The organism is Streptomyces sp. AK08-02 (genome assembly GCF_033795085.1).
Lineage (GTDB): Bacteria > Actinomycetota > Actinomycetes > Streptomycetales > Streptomycetaceae > Streptomyces > Streptomyces echiniscabiei.
Genome location: NZ_JARAZV010000022.1, coordinates 37,653 through 55,654 on the forward strand (window position 1 = coordinate 37,653; position 18,002 = coordinate 55,654).

Annotated in this window: 12 protein-coding genes, 3 tRNA genes and 2 pseudogenes; 6 read left to right on the top strand and 11 right to left on the bottom strand. The window is 69.4% G+C overall.

All coding sequences use genetic code 11. The features are described from left to right. Window positions 1–415: 415 nt before the first annotated feature. Window positions 416–4,282: a carboxypeptidase regulatory-like domain-containing protein gene (locus PV734_RS37795; protein ID WP_319293911.1), complete on the bottom strand. Its 3,867-nt coding sequence runs from the start codon at window positions 4,280–4,282 to the stop codon at window positions 416–418. Between the two features lie 848 nt (window positions 4,283–5,130). On the opposite strand from PV734_RS37795, the gene PV734_RS37800 reads away from it, so the two are divergent. Next, window positions 5,131–5,571 (top strand): hypothetical protein, encoded by a 441-nt coding sequence (locus tag PV734_RS37800; RefSeq protein ID WP_319093302.1) that lies wholly within the window; start codon window positions 5,131–5,133, stop codon window positions 5,569–5,571. A gap of 299 nt (window positions 5,572–5,870) precedes the next feature. On the opposite strand, the gene PV734_RS37805 is transcribed toward PV734_RS37800, so the two are convergent. The 4 genes and pseudogenes from PV734_RS37805 to PV734_RS37820 form a co-directional block, all read right to left on the bottom strand. After that, the gene (locus PV734_RS37805; RefSeq protein WP_319293913.1) at window positions 5,871–6,209 is read right to left on the bottom strand and encodes an XRE family transcriptional regulator; all 339 of its coding nucleotides are present in this window, start codon (window positions 6,207–6,209) and stop codon (window positions 5,871–5,873) included. Beyond that, window positions 6,206–6,587 (bottom strand): annotated as a pseudogene (locus PV734_RS37810) (type II toxin-antitoxin system RelE/ParE family toxin). Before PV734_RS37810 ends, PV734_RS37805 begins: the two are co-directional and overlap by 4 nt. A gap of 144 nt (window positions 6,588–6,731) precedes the next feature. Next, window positions 6,732–7,571: a hypothetical protein gene (locus PV734_RS37815; protein ID WP_319293915.1), complete on the bottom strand. Its 840-nt coding sequence runs from the start codon at window positions 7,569–7,571 to the stop codon at window positions 6,732–6,734. Beyond that, on the bottom strand, window positions 7,568–8,302 hold the full coding sequence (locus PV734_RS37820) for a MerR family transcriptional regulator (RefSeq protein ID WP_319093306.1): 735 nt from the start codon (window positions 8,300–8,302) through the stop codon (window positions 7,568–7,570). The genes PV734_RS37815 and PV734_RS37820 overlap by 4 nt, the downstream gene beginning before the upstream one ends. Window positions 8,303–8,639: 337 nt before the next feature. Between PV734_RS37820 and PV734_RS45955 the strand changes: the two are divergent. Beyond that, a pseudogene (locus PV734_RS45955) lies at window positions 8,640–8,752 on the top strand (DNA-binding response regulator); the annotation flags it as partial. A 78-nt stretch (window positions 8,753–8,830) separates the two neighbouring features. Here PV734_RS45955 and PV734_RS37825 read toward each other — a convergent pair. The 5 genes from PV734_RS37825 to PV734_RS37845 form a co-directional block, all read right to left on the bottom strand. Further along, window positions 8,831–9,238 (bottom strand): PIN domain nuclease, encoded by a 408-nt coding sequence (locus tag PV734_RS37825; protein WP_319293917.1) that lies wholly within the window; start codon window positions 9,236–9,238, stop codon window positions 8,831–8,833. After that, window positions 9,235–9,468, bottom strand: coding sequence for a type II toxin-antitoxin system VapB family antitoxin (locus PV734_RS37830; RefSeq protein ID WP_319093309.1), 234 nt, complete (start codon window positions 9,466–9,468; stop codon window positions 9,235–9,237). The genes PV734_RS37825 and PV734_RS37830 overlap by 4 nt, the downstream gene beginning before the upstream one ends. 329 nt (window positions 9,469–9,797) lie before the next feature. Continuing rightward, window positions 9,798–9,871, bottom strand: a tRNA-Ile gene (locus PV734_RS37835). Window positions 9,872–10,038: 167 nt separating this feature from the next. After that, a tRNA-Asn gene (locus tag PV734_RS37840) sits at window positions 10,039–10,111 on the bottom strand. 6 nt (window positions 10,112–10,117) lie between these two features. Next, window positions 10,118–10,190: transfer RNA gene (locus PV734_RS37845), tRNA-Asn, on the bottom strand. A 255-nt stretch (window positions 10,191–10,445) separates the two neighbouring features. Here PV734_RS37845 and PV734_RS37850 point away from each other — a divergent pair. From PV734_RS37850 to PV734_RS37865, 4 genes are all read left to right on the top strand, one after another. Beyond that, window positions 10,446–10,751, top strand: coding sequence for a YtxH domain-containing protein (locus PV734_RS37850; RefSeq protein ID WP_319093310.1), 306 nt, complete (start codon window positions 10,446–10,448; stop codon window positions 10,749–10,751). A gap of 129 nt (window positions 10,752–10,880) precedes the next feature. Further along, window positions 10,881–12,341: an FGGY family carbohydrate kinase gene (locus tag PV734_RS37855; RefSeq protein ID WP_319093311.1), complete on the top strand. Its 1,461-nt coding sequence runs from the start codon at window positions 10,881–10,883 to the stop codon at window positions 12,339–12,341. Window positions 12,342–12,612: 271 nt separating this feature from the next. After that, complete coding sequence (locus tag PV734_RS37860; protein WP_319093312.1) at window positions 12,613–14,346, top strand: ABC transporter ATP-binding protein; 1,734 nt, start codon at window positions 12,613–12,615, stop codon at window positions 14,344–14,346. Continuing rightward, window positions 14,346–16,280 (top strand): ABC transporter ATP-binding protein, encoded by a 1,935-nt coding sequence (locus tag PV734_RS37865; protein WP_319293919.1) that lies wholly within the window; start codon window positions 14,346–14,348, stop codon window positions 16,278–16,280. Before PV734_RS37860 ends, PV734_RS37865 begins: the two co-directional genes overlap by 1 nt. A gap of 208 nt (window positions 16,281–16,488) precedes the next feature. Here PV734_RS37865 and PV734_RS37870 read toward each other — a convergent pair whose 3' ends face one another. After that, window positions 16,489–17,898, bottom strand: a complete 1,410-nt coding sequence (locus tag PV734_RS37870) for a sigma-70 family RNA polymerase sigma factor (RefSeq protein ID WP_319293921.1) — start codon at window positions 17,896–17,898, stop codon at window positions 16,489–16,491. Window positions 17,899–18,002: the final 104 nt, after the last annotated feature.

The following is an 18,002-nucleotide window of genomic DNA, read 5'->3' on the forward strand; positions in this document are numbered from 1 at the left end:
CTGGGCGGAGGACTACGGCATGCGGCGGTCACCTCCCGGCTGGTCGAACGGGCGGGCGGAGGCCGTCAGCAGCCGACGGCCGACCGGGCCACGGCAAGATCGCTCCCGCACGGAGCGTCGGCCCGCCCCCGCCCGGGACGCAGACAGGCCCACACCACCGTGGCGGGAACGTCCAAGGCCGGTTCGCGCTGGAGGCGGAGCGCAGGGCGACGGCCAGGAGAGAGCCCATTCGGCGTCGGGGCCGCCGCAGTCCTGCGGGTCACCGTCGACGACGGCACCGGCTTCCCGACCGTCGACCGCCGCTCACCTCGCCTCCCACGCCGGGCTCGCCCCCACCACGAGGAGGCCCCCTCGCGACTGATGCGGCGCGAGGGGGCGGCGAAGAACGACCCGACGATTGTCGGATGGCGGTTTGTCAGCGCACGGTCATCCGCACCGGCACCACTGGGTACGTGTACGGCGTGTCCGTGCTGACCGCGAGCGCGGCCGTGTAGGTCCCGGCCACGTCCACCGCCGTAGCGCCCGCGTCCAGCCGGACGGTGACGGTCAGGCGCCGGCCGGGGGCGAGCGTATGGGTGGTGGGCGTAGTGGAGAGCCAGCGGACGTCGGCTGCCGGGACGCAGCTGTCGAGGCCCGGCAACTGCTCGACATTCGCACGGGCGTCGAAGACGCTCGGCGCACCGCCGACCCGGTAGAACCCGCAGGCGCCACCGGCCCGGTAGAGCGGCGTGGAGGCGGCGGGCAGGGCCGTCCAGGTGCGGGCGGCCGGGTCGTAGGCGTAGCCGGCGCTGGTGACGACGCTTAGCAGGTTGCTGACCCCGCCGGAGAGGAGGAAGCGGCCGTCGGCGGTGGTGGCGGCCGAGGCCCACAGGTCGATGGGAAGGTCGGTGATCGGAGTCCAGGCGGCGGTGGCCGGGTCGTAGGCGTAGCCGTGCCGCGTACCCTCCACCACGGTGGTGCCGCCCGCGCAGTACAGGGTGCCCGAGACGGCGCCGCAGCCGAGCCAGGAGATGGCCTCGGGGTAGGGAGTGGTGGCGGCCCAGGTGTCGGTGGCCGGGTCGTAGACCTGCACTGCGGTGGCGCCGGTGCAGTATCCCTGGCCGCAGCCGCCGACCAGGTACCACTTGCCGTCGAGTGTGGCGGAAGCCGCTGCCGCGTATCCGGCGGGCACCGGGGCGGCGGTGGACCAGGTGCGGTGTTGCGGGTCGTAGACCTCGGTGGTGGTCACGGTGCCGCCGTCCGCTGTCCAGCCGCCGGTGACGTACAACTTGCCGTTCAGGAAGGCGGACTGGGGTGACTCGCGGGGGGTGGGGTGGCCGCCGGGGATCGCCGTCCAGGCGGCGGTGACGGGGTCGTAGACGTAGCCGCCGGACAGAACGGAGGCGCCGTCGGTGCCGCCGACCGAGTAGACGCGACCGTCCGGGCCGGTGGCGACGGCGTTGTCGATGACGGGGGTGGGGTAGTCGGCCAGGGAGGTCCAGGCCGAGGCGGCGGGGGTCACGTCCGTGGACGTGGACGTGGACGTGGTCTTCGGCTTCGTCTTCGTCAGCCGGTCGGGGGTGAAGTCACCGGGAACGTACTGCGGAGCTGCCGCGCGGGCCGTCGTCGCCGTCGGGATGTCCCCGGACCGCTCGGTGAGGCTGACGGTGAGCGGGGCCGAGCCGGTGTTGCGCAGGGTGACCTGGGCGGTGGTGGCTTTCCCCTTGCGTACGGTCTTGTCGACCGCCGCCGGGCTGATCGCCAGCTGTCCGGCGAGCAGCACCGCGTCGAGGCGGGTGGCGTGGTCGGCCTTGACGTTCACCTTCTTCGCTGCCGTGGTGTAGTGCTCGGCGCTGAACGCGACCTGCTGACGGCCCGTCCGCGGCGCGAAGCGTACGTACGAACCGTCGCCCGCCGTGGTCGCCTCGGCGCCGGTCTTGCCGCTCACCGTGGCACCGCTCAGCTGCCGGCCGGTGTTGCGGTCCGTCACCGTCCCGTACAGCAGCCCACCCGGCACCGGCTCGCAGGTCATGCCGCCGAAGGCGACGTCGTCGACCTGCCAGTAGTAGGCGTAGTCGCCGAAGTAGCGGAACCGCACCTGGACGGCGGACTTCCCCGCCGCGTCCGGGAGGGCGATGCTCTGCGTCCCGGGGCCCGCGGATTCGGTGTCGCGGTGCCAGACCGTGGACCAGGTCGTGCCGCCGTCGACGCTGAGGTCAACGTCGGCCTTGGAGTCGTCGTCGAACGGCTTGTAGAAGGTGCCGAAGCGGACCGCGGGCGTGTCGTAGCCGGTCAGGTCGAGGACCGGGGAGAGGAGAGAGGTGTTCTGCCGGTCGCCGGAGTAGCCGCTGTCGGCGATGGCGAAGTCGCCCGGCCCACCGGTGAGGTTGCCGCGCCCGGCCGGGTCGTCGAAGCGCCAGGTGTGGCCGCTGCCGGTGACGCTCCACCCGGCGGGCGCCCGCGTGCCGTCGAAGGTCTCGGTGGCCTCGCTGAACGTCTGCTTGTAGCCGGGCGCCACGCAGGCGGCGGCGTCGACCGGGATGCCGAAGTCCTTGCGGCCGGCCTTGGCACCCACCGTCAGGTCGGCCGTCGTGACCTGGTAACCGGTGTAGACCGGGTCGACCTGCAGGGTGTAGGTGCTGTTGGCGGGCAGTTCGAGGGTGTAGCGGCCGGTCGCCGGGTCGGTGTACGTCCGAGTGGACGGCTCGCCCGTGACCTGGATGCCCGCGGAGAGCGGCCAGCCGTGCCCGGAGCCGTCCCGGATCCGCCCGCTGACGGTGACCAGGGGCTGGGCGGAGAGCGTGAAGTCCCGGGCCACGGTCACGTCGTCGCCGACCTCGACGGCGGCCGGCGTGGTGCTGCCGTAGCCGAACTTGGCGGCTGTCACGTCGTACGTGCCCGCCGGGAGCGTCATGTCGTACGTGCCGTCGGCGGCGGTCGTCGTGGCGTTCGCGCCGGCCGTGATCCGCACCCCGGCCACCGGGCCACCGGCGGACGGGTCGGTGACCTTGCCGGTCAACCTGCCGTACGGGCCGGTGGTGAAGGCGACGGTGCCGTTCGGGGTGCCGAGGCCGGTGGGGCCGTCCCAGCCGGGGCCGGCGGTGCACAGATAGGCGGTGGCACAGGTGCCGTTGGTGCCGCTGGTCACGTCGTTCAGAGCGCCGTTCGGCGCGCCGTCGGGGGCGGCGGTGTGGGCGTACGGGTAGGCGTTGGGGTAGGTCTTCGCGCCCGGCTTCCCGGCGAGCGCGTAGGTGGCGGCGATGATCGGGGCGGACGCGCTGGTACCGCCGTAGACGCCCCAGCCGCGGTCCTCGTAGGTGTTGTAGACGGTGACGCCTGTCGCCGGGTCGGCGACGGCCGACACGTCCGCGTTGGCGCGGTTGGCGCAGCCCCGGTCGGTCTGGAAGGACGGCTTGGGGGAGTAGGCCGAGCAGCCGCTGCCCGCCCCGGTCCAGGCGGACTCGTTCCAGCCCCGGGTCGTCCCGCCGTCCCGGCTCAGCGAGGTCCCGCCGACCGCCGTGACGTACGGGAGCGTGGCCGGGTAGCTGTTGCCGTAGCCGTTGTCGCCGGTGCTGAAGGTGATCGCCACGCCCGGGTGCTTGTAGTAGTCGTCGCCGGGCAGGTCGCCGAACGCGCTCTCGCTCCCGCCCCAGCTGTTGGAGATGTACGAGGCGCCGAGTGCGACCGCCGTGTTCTCCGCCTCGCCGAGGCCCTCGATGGACGGCTCGTCTGCCTCGACGAGCAGGATGTGGCAGAGCGGGCAGGCGGCGCTGACCATGTCGACGTCGAGGGCTATCTCTCCGGCCCAGCCCTGGTCGGGCTGTGGGTACTCGGTGCCGCCGCGCTGGTCGGTCTTGCGGAAGCAGCCGTTGGCGGTGGTGCAGGGCGGCAGGCCGAACTGGGAGCGGTAGACGGCCAGGTCGGCCTCGGCGTTCGGGTTGTCGTAGGCGTCGACGATGGCCACCGTGACCCCCGCCCCGGCCACGTCGGACGTCAGGTCGTAGGCGCTCTGAAGGTCGGCGGGGCCCAACCCGGCGGGGGCCAGCAGGGGTTGGAAGCCCTTGCCGGTCTGCCGGACATCATCGCGGGCGACCGCGAAGCAGGCCATCTGGTTGGGTTTGTCGGGTCTCGCGCAGAGAGGGTGCGTCGGCACGGTCGAGGCCGTCGCGGCGGTATCGGCGGTTGCCTCGGTGGTGACGGTGGCGGTGGCGGGCTGGGGAAGTGCCCAGACCATTGTCATCAGGATGCTGAACAGGGCGGTTAACGCCGCCAGTCGGGTACGGAACAGTCCCACCTTGATCATCCGAGTCCTCTCAGATATTCATGGGCATGAGGGAAACGATCAGACGGCAGCTTATGTCTCGTACATGTCATGTGTGTGAAATTGTGCGCTCCTGTTTGATCGATTGGGTGGCAGGCTGCTGCCACCGGGCGCCCCGCCACGCGAGGCGATGCGCCGTCGACCCCGGTCAAGCCGCACGCCGCCGGGTCATGGCGACCGGCCGGCTGACCGCCGACCCGTCGGACGCCTTGACCGCAGCCCGTGCCGACGAACTGCGCGACCAGATACAGCACTTGACCACCGCCCTGACCAAGACCGAAGCGCGGCTCGCGGACCTGGCCACCACCCGGGACGTCATCGCCGAACTCGCACCAGCTTCAGGCCAACCCGCACCACCCGAGACGAATACCGCCTACCAGGCCATGGTGAAACCTTCAACCAGCATCCCGATCAAGAGCTCCGAGCCCGTGAGCCGCACGAACGCCTCGGCATGCCCACCGACGAGGCATCCGTCAACATCACCCGCAGCCGCCTCGGACGCCTCACCCGCCAAGGCTTCCTCACTCGACCCGAACGAGGCCGCTACCAGAAACGGACTTAACGCCCACTCAAAAGGGAGTTGGGGAAACCCGATGACACACGACGGGACCGCCACCCCAACTCCCGTTCGATTACCGGTGGTCGAACGCTGCCGGGCCCTGACCGACACCCGCTGGTTCGCGGCTGCCGTCCTCACACTCATCCTCCCCGAAAGCCCCCCGTCACCTCCCATCCCCACCCGGTAACCTGCTGATCCGCGCCGCAGTTCCATACATCCATCGATGAGACAGCCACCAGGTGGCGCGGACGGCGGCCGTCAGAGGTATGTAGTGCGTAGCACAACGGGGAAGATTCTCACGCTGACCACCATGGCGGCACTGGCGCTCGGTGTCAGCGTCTCGCCGGCCTCCGCGGCGACGACGGACAAGACGATCCGCAAGGTCAACGGCGTCTACGGGACGAGCGGCGAGTACTGGTACACCAACGGCAAGTCCTGGCGTGCCCTCAACGCGGTCGGCGCCCACAAGTCCGACATCACGGGCACGAAGAAGCCGACGCTGTACGCCCGCTTCCTCTACAAGAAGCCCGGCGGCACATACAAGGCTGCCAGTGGCTGGAAGAAATCCGAGGTCTACAAGATCAGCGGCACATGGGAGGCCTACACCACCTGGGGCAAGCACGCCCACACGGGCGCGAAGTATCCCAAGAACACTCTGATCTGCACCCAGTTCAAGGGCAGCACCGTGAAGACCTGTGCCCCCCTGAAGTAACGACTCACCAGCGACCGACCGGAGGCGGCACACCCGACCGCCTCCGGCACGGCCTCTCCGCAGGAGGAACACCTCTCGGCTGGGAGCCGCTCCCTGGGCGTCGGTGAGTTGGATGCTTACCACAGCAGCAGTCGCGTCCGCCCAGTTCGGCGAAGAAGATGGAACCTTCGCACAGCAGAGTCCCCTACCGACGCGATGATGCTCCACCCATTCTCCCGGGGTGGAGCATCACCCCTGGCGTCAAGACCCGAGTTGTCCACCGGATCGTTCATCGACCTGGGCCGCAGCGCGCCGACTGGTCAGCCGAGGACATAGGACTCATCGCCGAAGTCAGCGACGATCTTCAGCTTGCCCCCGAGCGCCTTGACGTAGGCGGCGAGGGTGTCGACCTCGCTGCGCTCCAGTTGCCCCTTCTCGATGCGTGAGACGCGAGCCTGGGTGACACCCATGGCTTCGGCAACCTGAACCTGTGTGGTGTGCTGCCGCTTCCGCAACTCGGCGAGGCGGTGCACACGGGAGGCCAGGACCATCGCCTGAGCCCCCTTCTGAACCTGGTCCTTTTCGGCATCGGTGAAGGCGAAATCCTCAGCCAGGTCTCCCCAGGAGACGGCCTGCGGGTCCTTGAGGTGATCAGTCATCGTGCCCCGTCCTCTCCATCGATTCGCTTCAGATGCTCCGCGTATGCCTGCTCCGCCTGGGGCACCGCGACGCGGTACCAGCCGGACCAGTTGCCCGCCTTGTCACCGCCGACCAGGATCACGGCCTGGCGGTCCGGGTCGAACACGAACAGCAACCGCACTTCCGTGGCTCCTGCCGAGCCGGGGCGGAGCTCCTTGAGATTGATTGGACAGCGCCGAGCCCTTGATCGTGTCCACCAGAGGGCGGCCCAGCGCGGGACCTTCCTCCTGAAGGGCGGTGACAGCCTGGCTAACCTGAATCAGGGTGTCGCGGTCAGTACGGCGCAGTCCGTGAAGCCACGAAAGAGCTGGCTCGACCACGACGATCTCCCAAGCCATGCACATGCCCCCATCTGCAATTTATTACACTGGCAGCATACACCACTGACGTCATAATGGCAGACGTGGGACCAGGCTGGCCCGGTCAGCCAAAAGGGAGCACCTTGCCGGGCGTCACGCCGCGGCGAAGACCAACCCGTGTGCTCAGGCGGGCTGACGGAGTGCGCTGACCAGTGCGCGCGGGTCGTCGGCGTGGAAGCGGATGGTGTGGGCCTCTTCCGTTGCGCCGAGCGGGCGGGTGAAGGGGAGTGGCCGGTTCAGCTCCAGGGTCACCGAGGTCTGGCTGCCCACGATCAGGTCGAGGACCCCGTCTTCGGAGAGGGTGATCAGGCCGCCTTCGGGGTAGCGCCGGTCGACCCGGACCGAGGCGACCGCGTCCTGCGGTACGGCGAGATCGAAGAGGACTCCGTACCGGATCCGCAGAGAGCCGTCGGGGCGCACGACGTGTGGCCGGGTGACGCAGGCGGCATGCAGGGCCAGCACGAGGACGACGCCGTACAGGTCGAGTACCAGGATCACCCGGTGGACCGTCGGCCAAGGGATGAGGAAGGCCAAGCCCACCGTCTCGATGACCATCACGAAGAGCAGCCCGTACATCATCGCGGTCTGGGGCCCGGTGTACGCGGCGGCGTGGTCCCCGGGGCGCACCCCGTGCGTGCCGCGCCGCACCCACCGCCCCAGGGAGGCGAGGGCGCGTAGCTCGTGGAGGACCAGGCGGCGGACCGTCACCGGCACCACCTCCCGTACGGCAGCTCGCCGCGCCGCCCGGCGGTCTGCGCCGCGGGCGCGCGCGGCGACATACAGCGAGCGCAGCACCCAGGCTTCCAGCAGCAGCACCGCGAGCACCAGCGCCTCGACGCCCGCCAGCGCCCAGCCGGGCGGCTGGACCCCGGCCACCAGGCAGGCCGCCAGGGCCAGTTCCCCCGGCAGTACGGCGGCGACCGCGACCCGCGCCGCCCGTACGCCCCTTGGTCGGCCGTTCATCCCCGGCCCCTCTCGATGAACGCGTCCATAAGTCGGCCCACGACTTCCGCCTGCGCGGGGGTGTACTCGGCGAGCAGCGCCTCCTTGAACCCGGTCACGACCGCCCCGTCCTGGGGGATTGCGGCGAACAGCTCCTCGGGGACGGCTGCCATCAGGTCAGCTGCCAGAGGTGCGATCCGCGGATCGCCGGCGGGGGCTTCGGTGAGCGCGTCGAGGCGCTCATACAGTTCGACGACCGCGGGATCGGCGACCAGTGTTCCGAGCAGCGCGAAAATCTCTTGGCTACCGGAGCTGGTGGCGTCCATCAGCGTGAGGTACTCGCGGTCCTTGGCCGCGCTCGGCGAGTCTGTCCTGGGGGCCTGTGCCAGCAGTGCGGCGAGGGCGGGTGAGACGGGCCCGGTCGCGCCGGGCGGCTCGGCGAGCAGGGCGCTGAGCCGGCGGCGGCGCTCCCGGATGTCGGCTTCCTGGCGGGCCAGGTCGGCGTCGAGTTCCTCCAACACCTCGGCCAGTTCGCGTCCGGCATCATCGGCGAGGGCGTCGCGCACTTCATCTAGGCTGAGGCCGAGTTCGGTGAGTCGGCGCACCCGGGCCAGCAGTACGGCGTCGCGGACGCTGTAGGCCCGGTACCCATTGGGGCGCCGCTCCGGTTCCGGAAGCAGCCCGACATGGTGGTAGTGCCGGATCGCCCGGGTGGTGAGCCCAACGAGCGCGGCGATCTCTCCGATTCGCATGCCGCCAGTAGAAACCCTGCCGTTGCGTCAAGGTCAAGCGCTGAAAGTATCGTCGGGCGCCAAACGATTCGAGCGCGTCTAAACACCGGAGTGATACGTCTTCGTCAGCGCACGTATCTGGCCAGAGTCCGCTCCCGCTACCCCTCGTCGTCCACGTCGAGTTCGAGTACGTCCGGGTCGCGCAGCGGGTGCAGGGCGCCGCCGGCGGGGGTGGAGGCAATCAAGCTGTGGCGGCCCAGGAAACGAGAGCGCGCTCCCCGGGGGTCAGAAGCTCGGCCGCCTCGCCAGCGTCACTCCGATAGGACAGCCCCACGCCGGTCCCGTCACTGTCGGCTTCGACGCCGACTCCAACACCCTGCCGGCCATCGAGGCGGGCGCGGGTCAACTGCTCAAGGACGCCCCGGCGACGAGTTCTTCACGGCCGTCCACGCGAGGGCCAACGACCGCACGGCTAGCCAGGGCAGTGACTTGGGCATCGGTCGTCCAGAGGCCAACAGACCGACAACGTGAACCGGCTGCTCGAGAAGATCAGGCTCGTACGTCCCGCTGCTGAACTTCCTTGAGCACTCCGGCCACCGTCGCGAAGTCGTTGTCCACGTGGAGAACGGTGTGCCCGTGGTGTACAGCTGTCGCACACACCAACAGATCGATCGCTCCAGCCGCCCGATGCTGGCCCCGTTGGGTCAGTTTGTACTGGGCGGTGTCGACCCAGCGCCAGGCGTTCTTCGGAACCGGAGAGAGCAAGCAGAGCGCATCCAGTTCCTCTGCAAGCTCATCCCGATGGGACGGGCTGGTTGCCGAGTAGAGAAAATCGGCACGCGTCGGCTCGCAGAGGTGGAACACCCCGGCGGCAATGTGTCCCTCCCAGGGACGCAACGCACCTGGGGTGCGAAACAGGTGCCACAGAGCCGAGGTGTCCACCAGATACGTGATCACTCGAAGGCCTCGCGTCGCGCACGTTTCTCCGCGTCATGCGCCGCCGCGGCCTGCTCGAACTCACCACGCGCACCCCGCGCGGCCAACTTCTCCACAGCCTCAAGCCGCTTGATCCGCGCCACGTAGTCCCGAAGGGCCGCGTTGACGGTCTCTTTCTTCGTCGTTACACCCATGAGCCGCATGGCCTCGGCCAGCGCCTCGTCGTCGAGATCAATCTGCGTGACGGACATCGGACACCTCCAACATCCACGATGTATGCACCCAAGATACATCACCAACATTGGGGCGCCCATCGACCACACCGGACCACCCGAGGCAAGCACGGACGTCGGGCGTTCCCATGGGCCACTTCCCGCTACGGGACGAGCCAGCGGAGACCTGCCCGACATCGACGCGAACTACCCCATAGCGACCATGACCGACTTGATCGAAATCGGCGTCCAGAATCCGTCCGGACGATCATGAAATGGTGATCCGGACAAGGCCGCCAGGGCCCTCAACTCACCCGACCCACCAGCTAAGTTGCTGGTCAGAAGGTTTCTCCTCGCGTAGCGCGGAGTGGGGCGGGTGGGACTCGAACCCACGGCCGACGGATTATGAGTCCGCTGCTCTAACCGGCTGAGCTACCGCCCCATTACGGCGCGTCGCGCACATTTGTGCGCGCCGTCTGCCGCAGCATAGCCGCTCATACGATCTCCTGCTTCGGATGGTCGACTTCGCATGACCATGAGGACATCGGCGCGGATCGCGCGGTTCCCCCGGGCATGAAAAAGGACCCCAACGGGGTCCTCGTTCAAGCGCTCTCCCGACTGGACTCGAACCAGTAACCTGCCGGTTAACAGCCGGCTGCTCTGCCAATTGAGCTACGGAAGATCGAAGCTCCCCCGACTGGACTTGAACCAGTAACCTGCCGATTAACAGTCGGCTGCTCTGCCAATTGAGCTACAGGGGATTGCCTCGTTGCATCGATCGCGGCTCCCCGGGTATTCGCCAGGGGGCGTGCGGTCGCTGCGACACATACATTAGCGCAAGCAGGGGGGTGCTCCGCCAATCGGTTCCGCGTGCCTCGCACCCGGTACCCCTCGTCCACCAGTCGTCGCCCGTCCATCGTCAGTCCGTCGCCCGTCCGCCGTTCGTCCGTCGCCTCACTCACCACCCCGTCGTTCCTCACTCGACACACGACACACGTCAAGGAAAGGTGGCCGTCATGCGTTACCGGCTCACGTTCGTCGCCGGACTGGCCCTGGGTTACGTGCTGGGCACACGGGCCGGGCGCGAGCGCTACGAACAGCTGAAGAAGTCCGGTCGGCGGATCGCGCAGAACCCCGCCGTCCGCAACACCGCCGAGTCCGCCGCCCTGCAGGGGCGGGAGTTCGCCGGCAAGGCGTTCCACACCGTGAGCGAGAAGGTCGGCGACCGGGTCCCGGACTCCGTGGCCGGCCGGGTGCGTTCCCTGCGTGAGCGCAACGGCGCGGGAGGTGGCGAGGACGACTGGGGCACCAGTAACACCTGAGCCGCGTGGTGTCGGCATGGACACATCTGCGGCACCCGCACGCCCCTGGTCACGGACAACGCGCAGGTCTTCGACCACGGAAGTCCGACCCGGCGCGTTCACCTCTCCGCGTACGGCAGAATTTTCGCCATGGGGATAGTCGCCGGGTTGGACAGTTCGCCCGATTTCACTCGTATCGTCGTCTGCGACGCGGACACGGGGTCCGTGCTGCGGCAGGGCTATGCGCCGCATCCGGTGGAAGGCCCCGAGGGCGGGGGCGGCGGGCGGCCCTCCGATGTCGATCCGCAGGCCTGGCTGCTCTCCCTCGGTGAGGCGGCCGGCGGCGGCCTGCTCGAAGGTGTGCAGGCCATCGGGGTGTCCGCGCAGCAGAACGCGCTCGTACCGGTCGACGCACAGGGCAACACCGTGAGACCGGCGATGGTCGGCGGGGACAAGCGGGCGCAGGTCGCCGCCGCCGATCTGATCGACGCGCTCGGTGGGCGTGAGGCGTGGGCGCAGGCCGTGGGATGTGTGCCGCAGGCCGGGCAGCCGGTGACCAAGCTGCGCTGGCTGGCGCGGAACGAGCCGGAGGCCGCGCAGCGGACCGCCGTGCTGATGCAGGCGCACGACTGGCTGGTGTGGCAGTTGCTGGGTCGGCCGGTGCGCCGGACCACGGACCGGGGCGGGGCCTCCGGGACCGGGTACTGGTCGGCCGCCATGGGCGCCTACCGGGGTGATCTCGTCGAACTCGCGCTCGGGCGGCAGGCGATGCTGCCCGAGGTGCTCGGTCCGTCCGACGCCGCCGGTACGACGCCCGAGGGGCTGCTCATCTCCGCCGGGACCGGGGAGACCATGGCCGCCGCCTTCGGGCTCGGGCTGGGGCTCGGGGACGTCGTGGTGTCACTCGGGGCCTCCGGGTCCGTGATGGCCGTACATCCCGAGGCGCTCTTCGACTCGACCGGGATGATCACCTCGCTGGCCGACGCTACCGGGCTGCACCTGCCCGTCGTCACGACGCTGAACGCCGTCCGGACCTTGCGGGGGACGGCTGAGCTGCTGGGGCTCGGGGATCTGGAGAGTCTGTCCGACCTCGCGATGAAGTCGACCCCGGGCGCTCACGGGCTGGTCATGCTGCCCTATCTGGAGGGTGAGCGGACGCCCAATCTGCCGCACACCGCCGGGACGCTCGCCGGGCTGCGGCGGGAGTCCATGAAGGCCGAGCATCTGGCGCGGGCCGCCTTCGAGGGGATGCTGTGCGGGCTCGCCGACGCGCTGGACGTGCTGCGGGGGCGCGGGGTCGACGTGCAGCGCGTCTTCCTGCTCGGGTCCGCCGCCGAGCTGCCCGCCGTACAGGCCGCGGCGCCGCCGCTGTTCGGGGCGCAGGTCGTCGTACCGCAGCCCGCCGACTACGCGGCGATCGGGGCCGCGCGGCAGGCCGCCTGGGCGCTCGGGGTGTCGCAGGGCACGCTCGACCCGCGTACCCCGCCGGCCTGGCAGGGTGCCGCCGCGCAGGTGCTGGAGCCCGGTGAGGAGCTGGCGGTGGGGCAGGCGGTGCGGCAGCAGTACGTGTCCGTACGGGAGCAGACGCATCCTGGGGCATTTCGCAGCTGATGGCTGAGTGGTGCGTCGCCGGCGTCTGCCTGGTACGTGGCTGATGTCTGGTTGGTGCGCGGCCGACGGCTGAGCGATGCGTGGCCGATGACTGACGGGGGCGTGGCCGATATCTGACCGCGGAGTCCGGGTCGTCCCCCGCTCGGGCGGTTTCTTGGTCCGCTGTTGGATTAATCGGTTGAAGTAACACGGGTGGGGTGTCAGACGATGGGTGCGTGGGGCACTCCCCATCGTCCGTCACGGACAAACCGCCGACTCCGAGAGATTCAGCGTGCTCATACGACTTCTGCGCACTTATCTGAGGCCCTACAAGAAACCCATCGGGCTGCTGGTGCTGCTGCAGCTCCTGCAGACCTGCGCCACCCTGTACCTGCCCACGCTCAACGCGGACATCATCGACAAGGGTGTGGTGAAGGGCGACACCGGCTACATCCTGCTCTCCGGCGCCGTGATGATCGGTATCTCGCTGGTGCAGGTCTTCTGCAACATCGGGGCCGTGTACTACGGCGCCCGTACGGCGTCGGCGCTCGGCCGGGACGTCCGCGCCGCCGTCTTCGACCGCGTGCAGTCGTTCTCGGCGCGCGAGGTCGGGCAGTTCGGCGCGCCCTCGCTGATCACGCGTACGACCAATGACGTCCAGCAGGTGCAGATGCTCGCGCTGATGACGTTCACGCTGATGGTGTCGGCGCCGATCATGTGCGTGGGCGGCATCGTGCTCGCGCTGGGCCTGGATGTGCCGCTGTCGGGCGTGCTCATCGCGGTCGTCCCGGTGCTGGGCATCTGCGTGACGTTGATCGTGCGGCGGCTGCGGCCGCTGTTCCGGACGATGCAGGTACGGCTCGACACGGTCAACCGGGTGCTGCGCGAGCAGATCACCGGCAACCGGGTGATCCGTGCCTTCGTGCGGGACGAGTACGAGAAGGAGCGGTTCGGGAAGGCGAACCACGAGCTGACCGAGGTGTCGCTGGGCACCGGGCGACTGCTCGCACTGATGTTCCCGATCGTCATGACCGTCGTCAACATCTCGTCCATCGCGGTGGTGTGGTTCGGCGCGCATCGCATCGACAGCGGCGGGATGGAGATCGGTGCGCTGACCGCGTTCCTCGCCTATCTGATGCAGATCGTCATGTCCGTGATGATGGCCACCTTCATGTTCATGATGGTGCCGCGCGCGGAGGTGTGCGCCGAGCGCATCGAGGAGGTCCTCGCGACGTCGTCGAGCGTCGTCCCGCCGACCGCTCCCGTGGTGGAGCTGCGGCGGCACGGGCATCTGGAGATCCGCGGGGCCGGGTTCCACTACCCGGGTGCCGAGGAGCCGGTGCTGAAGGCCGTCGACCTGGTGGCGCGGCCCGGTGAGGTGACCGCGGTGATCGGGTCCACGGGGAGTGGCAAGTCGACGCTGCTGGGGCTGGTCCCCCGCCTGTTCGACGCGACCGACGGGGAGGTCCTCGTCGACGGCGTGGACGTGGCCACCGTAGAGCCGAAGTTGCTGGCCAGGACGGTCGGGCTGGTGCCGCAGAAGCCGTATCTGTTCGCGGGGACCGTGGCGAGCAATCTGCGCTACGGCAATCCGGACGCCACCGACGAGGAGCTGTGGCGGGCGCTGGAGGTGGCGCAGGGCAAGGGGTTCGTCGAGCGGCTGGAAGGCGGGCTCGACGCGCCGATCGCGCAGGGCGGGACGAATGTGTCGGGCGGTCAGCGGCAGCGGCTCGCGATCGCGCGGACGCTGGTCCAGCGGCCCGAGATCTACCTCTTCGACGACTCCTTCTCCGCGCTCGACTACGCCACGGACGCGGCCCTGCGGACGGCGCTCGCGCGCGAGACCGCCGAGGCGACCGTCGTGATCGTCGCCCAGCGGGTGTCCACGATCAGGGAGGCCGACCGGATCATCGTCCTCGACGAGGGCCAGGTCGTCGGCACCGGCCGCCATCACGAGCTGATGGCGGACAACGAGACCTACCGGGAGATCGTGCTCTCCCAGCTCACGGAAGCGGAGGCTGCCTGATGGCCGGGCCGATGGCGCGCATGATGGCGGGAGCCGGCCCCGACCAGCACTCGCTCGACTTCAAGGAGTCCGGCAAACGGCTCCTCTCCCAGTTCAGGCCCGAACGGGCCACGATGTACGTGATGCTGTGCGCGGTGTTCGTGAGCGTTGGCCTGTCGGTGGTGGGCCCGAAGATCCTGGGGCGGGCGACCGACCTGGTCTTCTCCGGCATCATCGGACGGCAGTTCGAGAGCGGTGCTTCGAAGGCCGAGGTTCTCGCCGCCATGCGCAAGCAGGGCAGGAACGGCATGGCCGACATGCTCTCCGGTACGGACTTCACACCGGGCAAGGGCATCGACTTCGGCGCGGTGGGCGAGGTGCTGGGGCTCGCCCTGGTGGTGTTCGTGTTCGCGGGGCTGCTGATGCTGGTCGCCACGCGGCTGGTGAACCGGGCGGTCAACCGGACCGTGTACCGGATGCGCGAGGACCTGCAGGCGAAGCTGTCGCGACTGCCGCTGTCGTACTTCGACAAGCGGCAGCGCGGTGAGGTGCTGTCCCGCGCGACGAACGACATCGACAACATCGGGCAGACGCTCCAGCAGTCGATGGGGCAGCTCATCAACTCCCTCCTCACGATCATCGGCGTGCTCGCGATGATGTTCTGGGTGTCCTGGCTGCTGGCGCTGGTCGCGCTGGTGACCGTGCCGCTGTCGTTCTTCATCGCCACGCGCGTCGGCAAGCGGTCGCAGCCGCACTTCGTGCAGCAGTGGCGGACCACGGGCAAGCTGAACGCCCACATCGAGGAGATGTACACCGGGCACACCCTGGTGAAGGTGTTCGGGCGGCAGGACGAGTCGGCGCAGCAGTTCGCCGAGCAGAACGACGCGCTGTACGAGGCCGGGTTCAAGGCCCAGTTCAACAGCGGGATCATGCAGCCGCTGATGATGTTCGTGTCGAACATCAACTACGTGCTGGTGGCCGTGGTCGGCGGGCTGCGGGTCGCTTCGGGGTCGCTGTCGATCGGTGATGTGCAGGCCTTCATCCAGTACTCGCGGCAGTTCTCCATGCCGCTGACGCAGGTCGCGTCCATGGCGAACCTGGTGCAGTCCGGTGTGGCCTCCGCCGAGCGGATCTTCGAACTGCTGGACGCGGAGGAGCAGCAGGCCGATCCGATGCCGGGGGTACGGCCGGACGAGCTGCGTGGGCTGGTCTCGCTGGAGCACGTGTCGTTCCGGTACGAGCCCGAGAAGCCGCTGATCGAGGATCTGTCGCTGTCGGTGGAGCCGGGGAACACGGTCGCGATCGTCGGTCCCACCGGCGCCGGCAAGACGACCCTGGTGAATCTGCTGATGCGGTTCTACGAGGTCTCCGGGGGCCGGATCACGCTCGACGGGGTGGACATCGCGTCCATGTCCCGGGACGAACTCCGGGCCGGGATCGGGATGGTCCTCCAGGACACCTGGCTGTTCGGCGGAACCATCGCGGAGAACATCGCGTACGGGGCCGCACGGGAGCGCGAGGTGACGCGCGGGGAGATCGAGGAGGCCGCGCGGGCCGCGCACGCCGACCGTTTCATCCGTACGTTGCCGGACGGGTACGACACCGTGATCGACGACGAGGGGACGGGGGTCAGCGCGGGTGAGAAGCAGCTCATCACCATCGCGCGGGCGTTCCTGTCCGATCCGGTGATCCTGGTGCTGGACGAGGCGACGAGTTCCGTGGACACGAGGACGGAGGTTCTCATCCAGAAGGCGATGGCCAAACTGGCGCACGGGCGGACGTCGTTCGTGATCGCGCACCGGCTGTCGACGATTCGGGACGCGGACACGATTCTGGTGATGGAGAACGGGGCGATCGTCGAACAGGGGGCGCACGGGGAGTTGTTGGGGGCGGACGGCGCCTATGCACGGTTGTACAAGGCTCAGTTCGCGGAGGCGGTGGCTGAGGTGGAGTGAGTTCGCCCCCGCCGCCCCTACCCGTCCCATCCCGTACCTGGGGGCTGCGCCCCCAGACCCCCCATCGGCCCTGAACGGGCCTTGTCCTCAAACGCCGGACGGGCTGAAGGTGCGGGCCGGGGTGCAAGGGAGCCGGCCCTGGGCGGGCCTCGTCCTCAAACGCCGGGCGGGCTGGTAGTCAGCCTTTCCGGCGTTTGAGGAGCGGGGGTCAGTCCAGGTAGCCCCGCAGCTGGTCCGCGAACGCGTGGTCCCTCAGTTTGTTCAGGGTCTTGGACTCGATCTGGCGGATGCGCTCCCGGGTGACGCCGAAGATCCGGCCGATCTCCTCCAGCGTGCGCGGGCGCCCGTCCGCCAGGCCGTAGCGGAGTTGGACGACCTTCCGCTCCCGCTCACCCAGCGTCGACAGGACCGCCTCCAGGTGTTCCCGCAGCAGCAGGAACGCCGCCGACTCGACCGGTGACGCGGCGTCGCCGTCCTCGATGAGGTCTCCGAGGGCCACGTCGTCCTCCTCGCCCACCGGTGCGTGCAGCGACACCGGTTCCTGGGCCAGGCGCAGCACTTCGCTGACGCGTTCGGGCAGAAGGTCCAGGTGGGCGGCGACCTCCTCCGGGGTGGGCTCGTAGCCGCGCTCCTGGAGCATCCGGCGCTGGACGCGGACGACCCGGTTGATCAGTTCGACCACGTGTACGGGGACACGGATCGTCCGGGCCTGGTCGGCGAGGGCGCGGGACATGGCCTGGCGGATCCACCAGGTCGCGTACGTCGAGAACTTGTAGCCGCGCGCGTAGTCGAACTTCTCGACGGCGCGGATCAGGCCCAGGTTTCCCTCCTGGACGAGGTCCAGCATGGTCAGGCCGCGGCCCACGTACCGTTTCGCCACCGAGACGACCAGGCGGAGGTTCGCCTCGATCAGGCGACGCTTGGCCATGCGGCCCAGGACGACCAACCGGTCCAGGTCCAGGGCCAGTTGGCTGTCCAGGTCGGAGGCGAGCCGGAGTTTCTCCTCGGCGAACAGGCCGGCCTCGACCCGGCGGGCGAGGTCCACCTCCTCGGCGGCGGTGAGCAGCGGGATGCGGCCGATCTCGCGCAGATACTGGCGGAACAGGTCGGAGGAGGGTCCGCTGGTGTCGGCGCGGGAGGGTCCGCGCGCCGGGGCGCGGGGGCGGAGCCGTTCGGCCGGCTCGACGGGATCGAGCAGTTCGGCGGGCTCGACCGACTCGACCGGCTCGACGAGCCCGATCGGTTCCGCCGTCTCCAGGGCGTCCGCCGGGGGTTCGTCCGGCTCGGGCGGACCGTCGGGTTCGGCCGTCTCCGGGTGGTGCGCGGCGCGGCTCTGCGGAGGCACGGCCCCGATGACCTCGGCGACGGCGGTGACGTCCGCGCTCTCGGTCTCGGCGGCGCCGGACTCCGTTACTGCGGTACTGCTGTCGGTCTGGGTGAGGGTCTGGGTCTGCACGGGGGCGACCTCCAGGATGATCGCTGCTGAGGCGTACGGCAGCGGTACTCGGGGGGCGGAGGAGGCGGCCTCGCCGCTGTCCGTCCCGTACGCGTTGAGCGGAATCGCGGGGGTGTCGGACCCGTTGGGGACGGGTCGGCCGCGCTCCGAGGACTCAGGCACCGGAACCCAGTGTGGAGTACGACACATAGCTGCCACGAGGGGCGTGCGACGACTTTTTGCGCTCGGTCCGTGACCACGTGGTTACCGCCGAGGCAAGTCCGAGT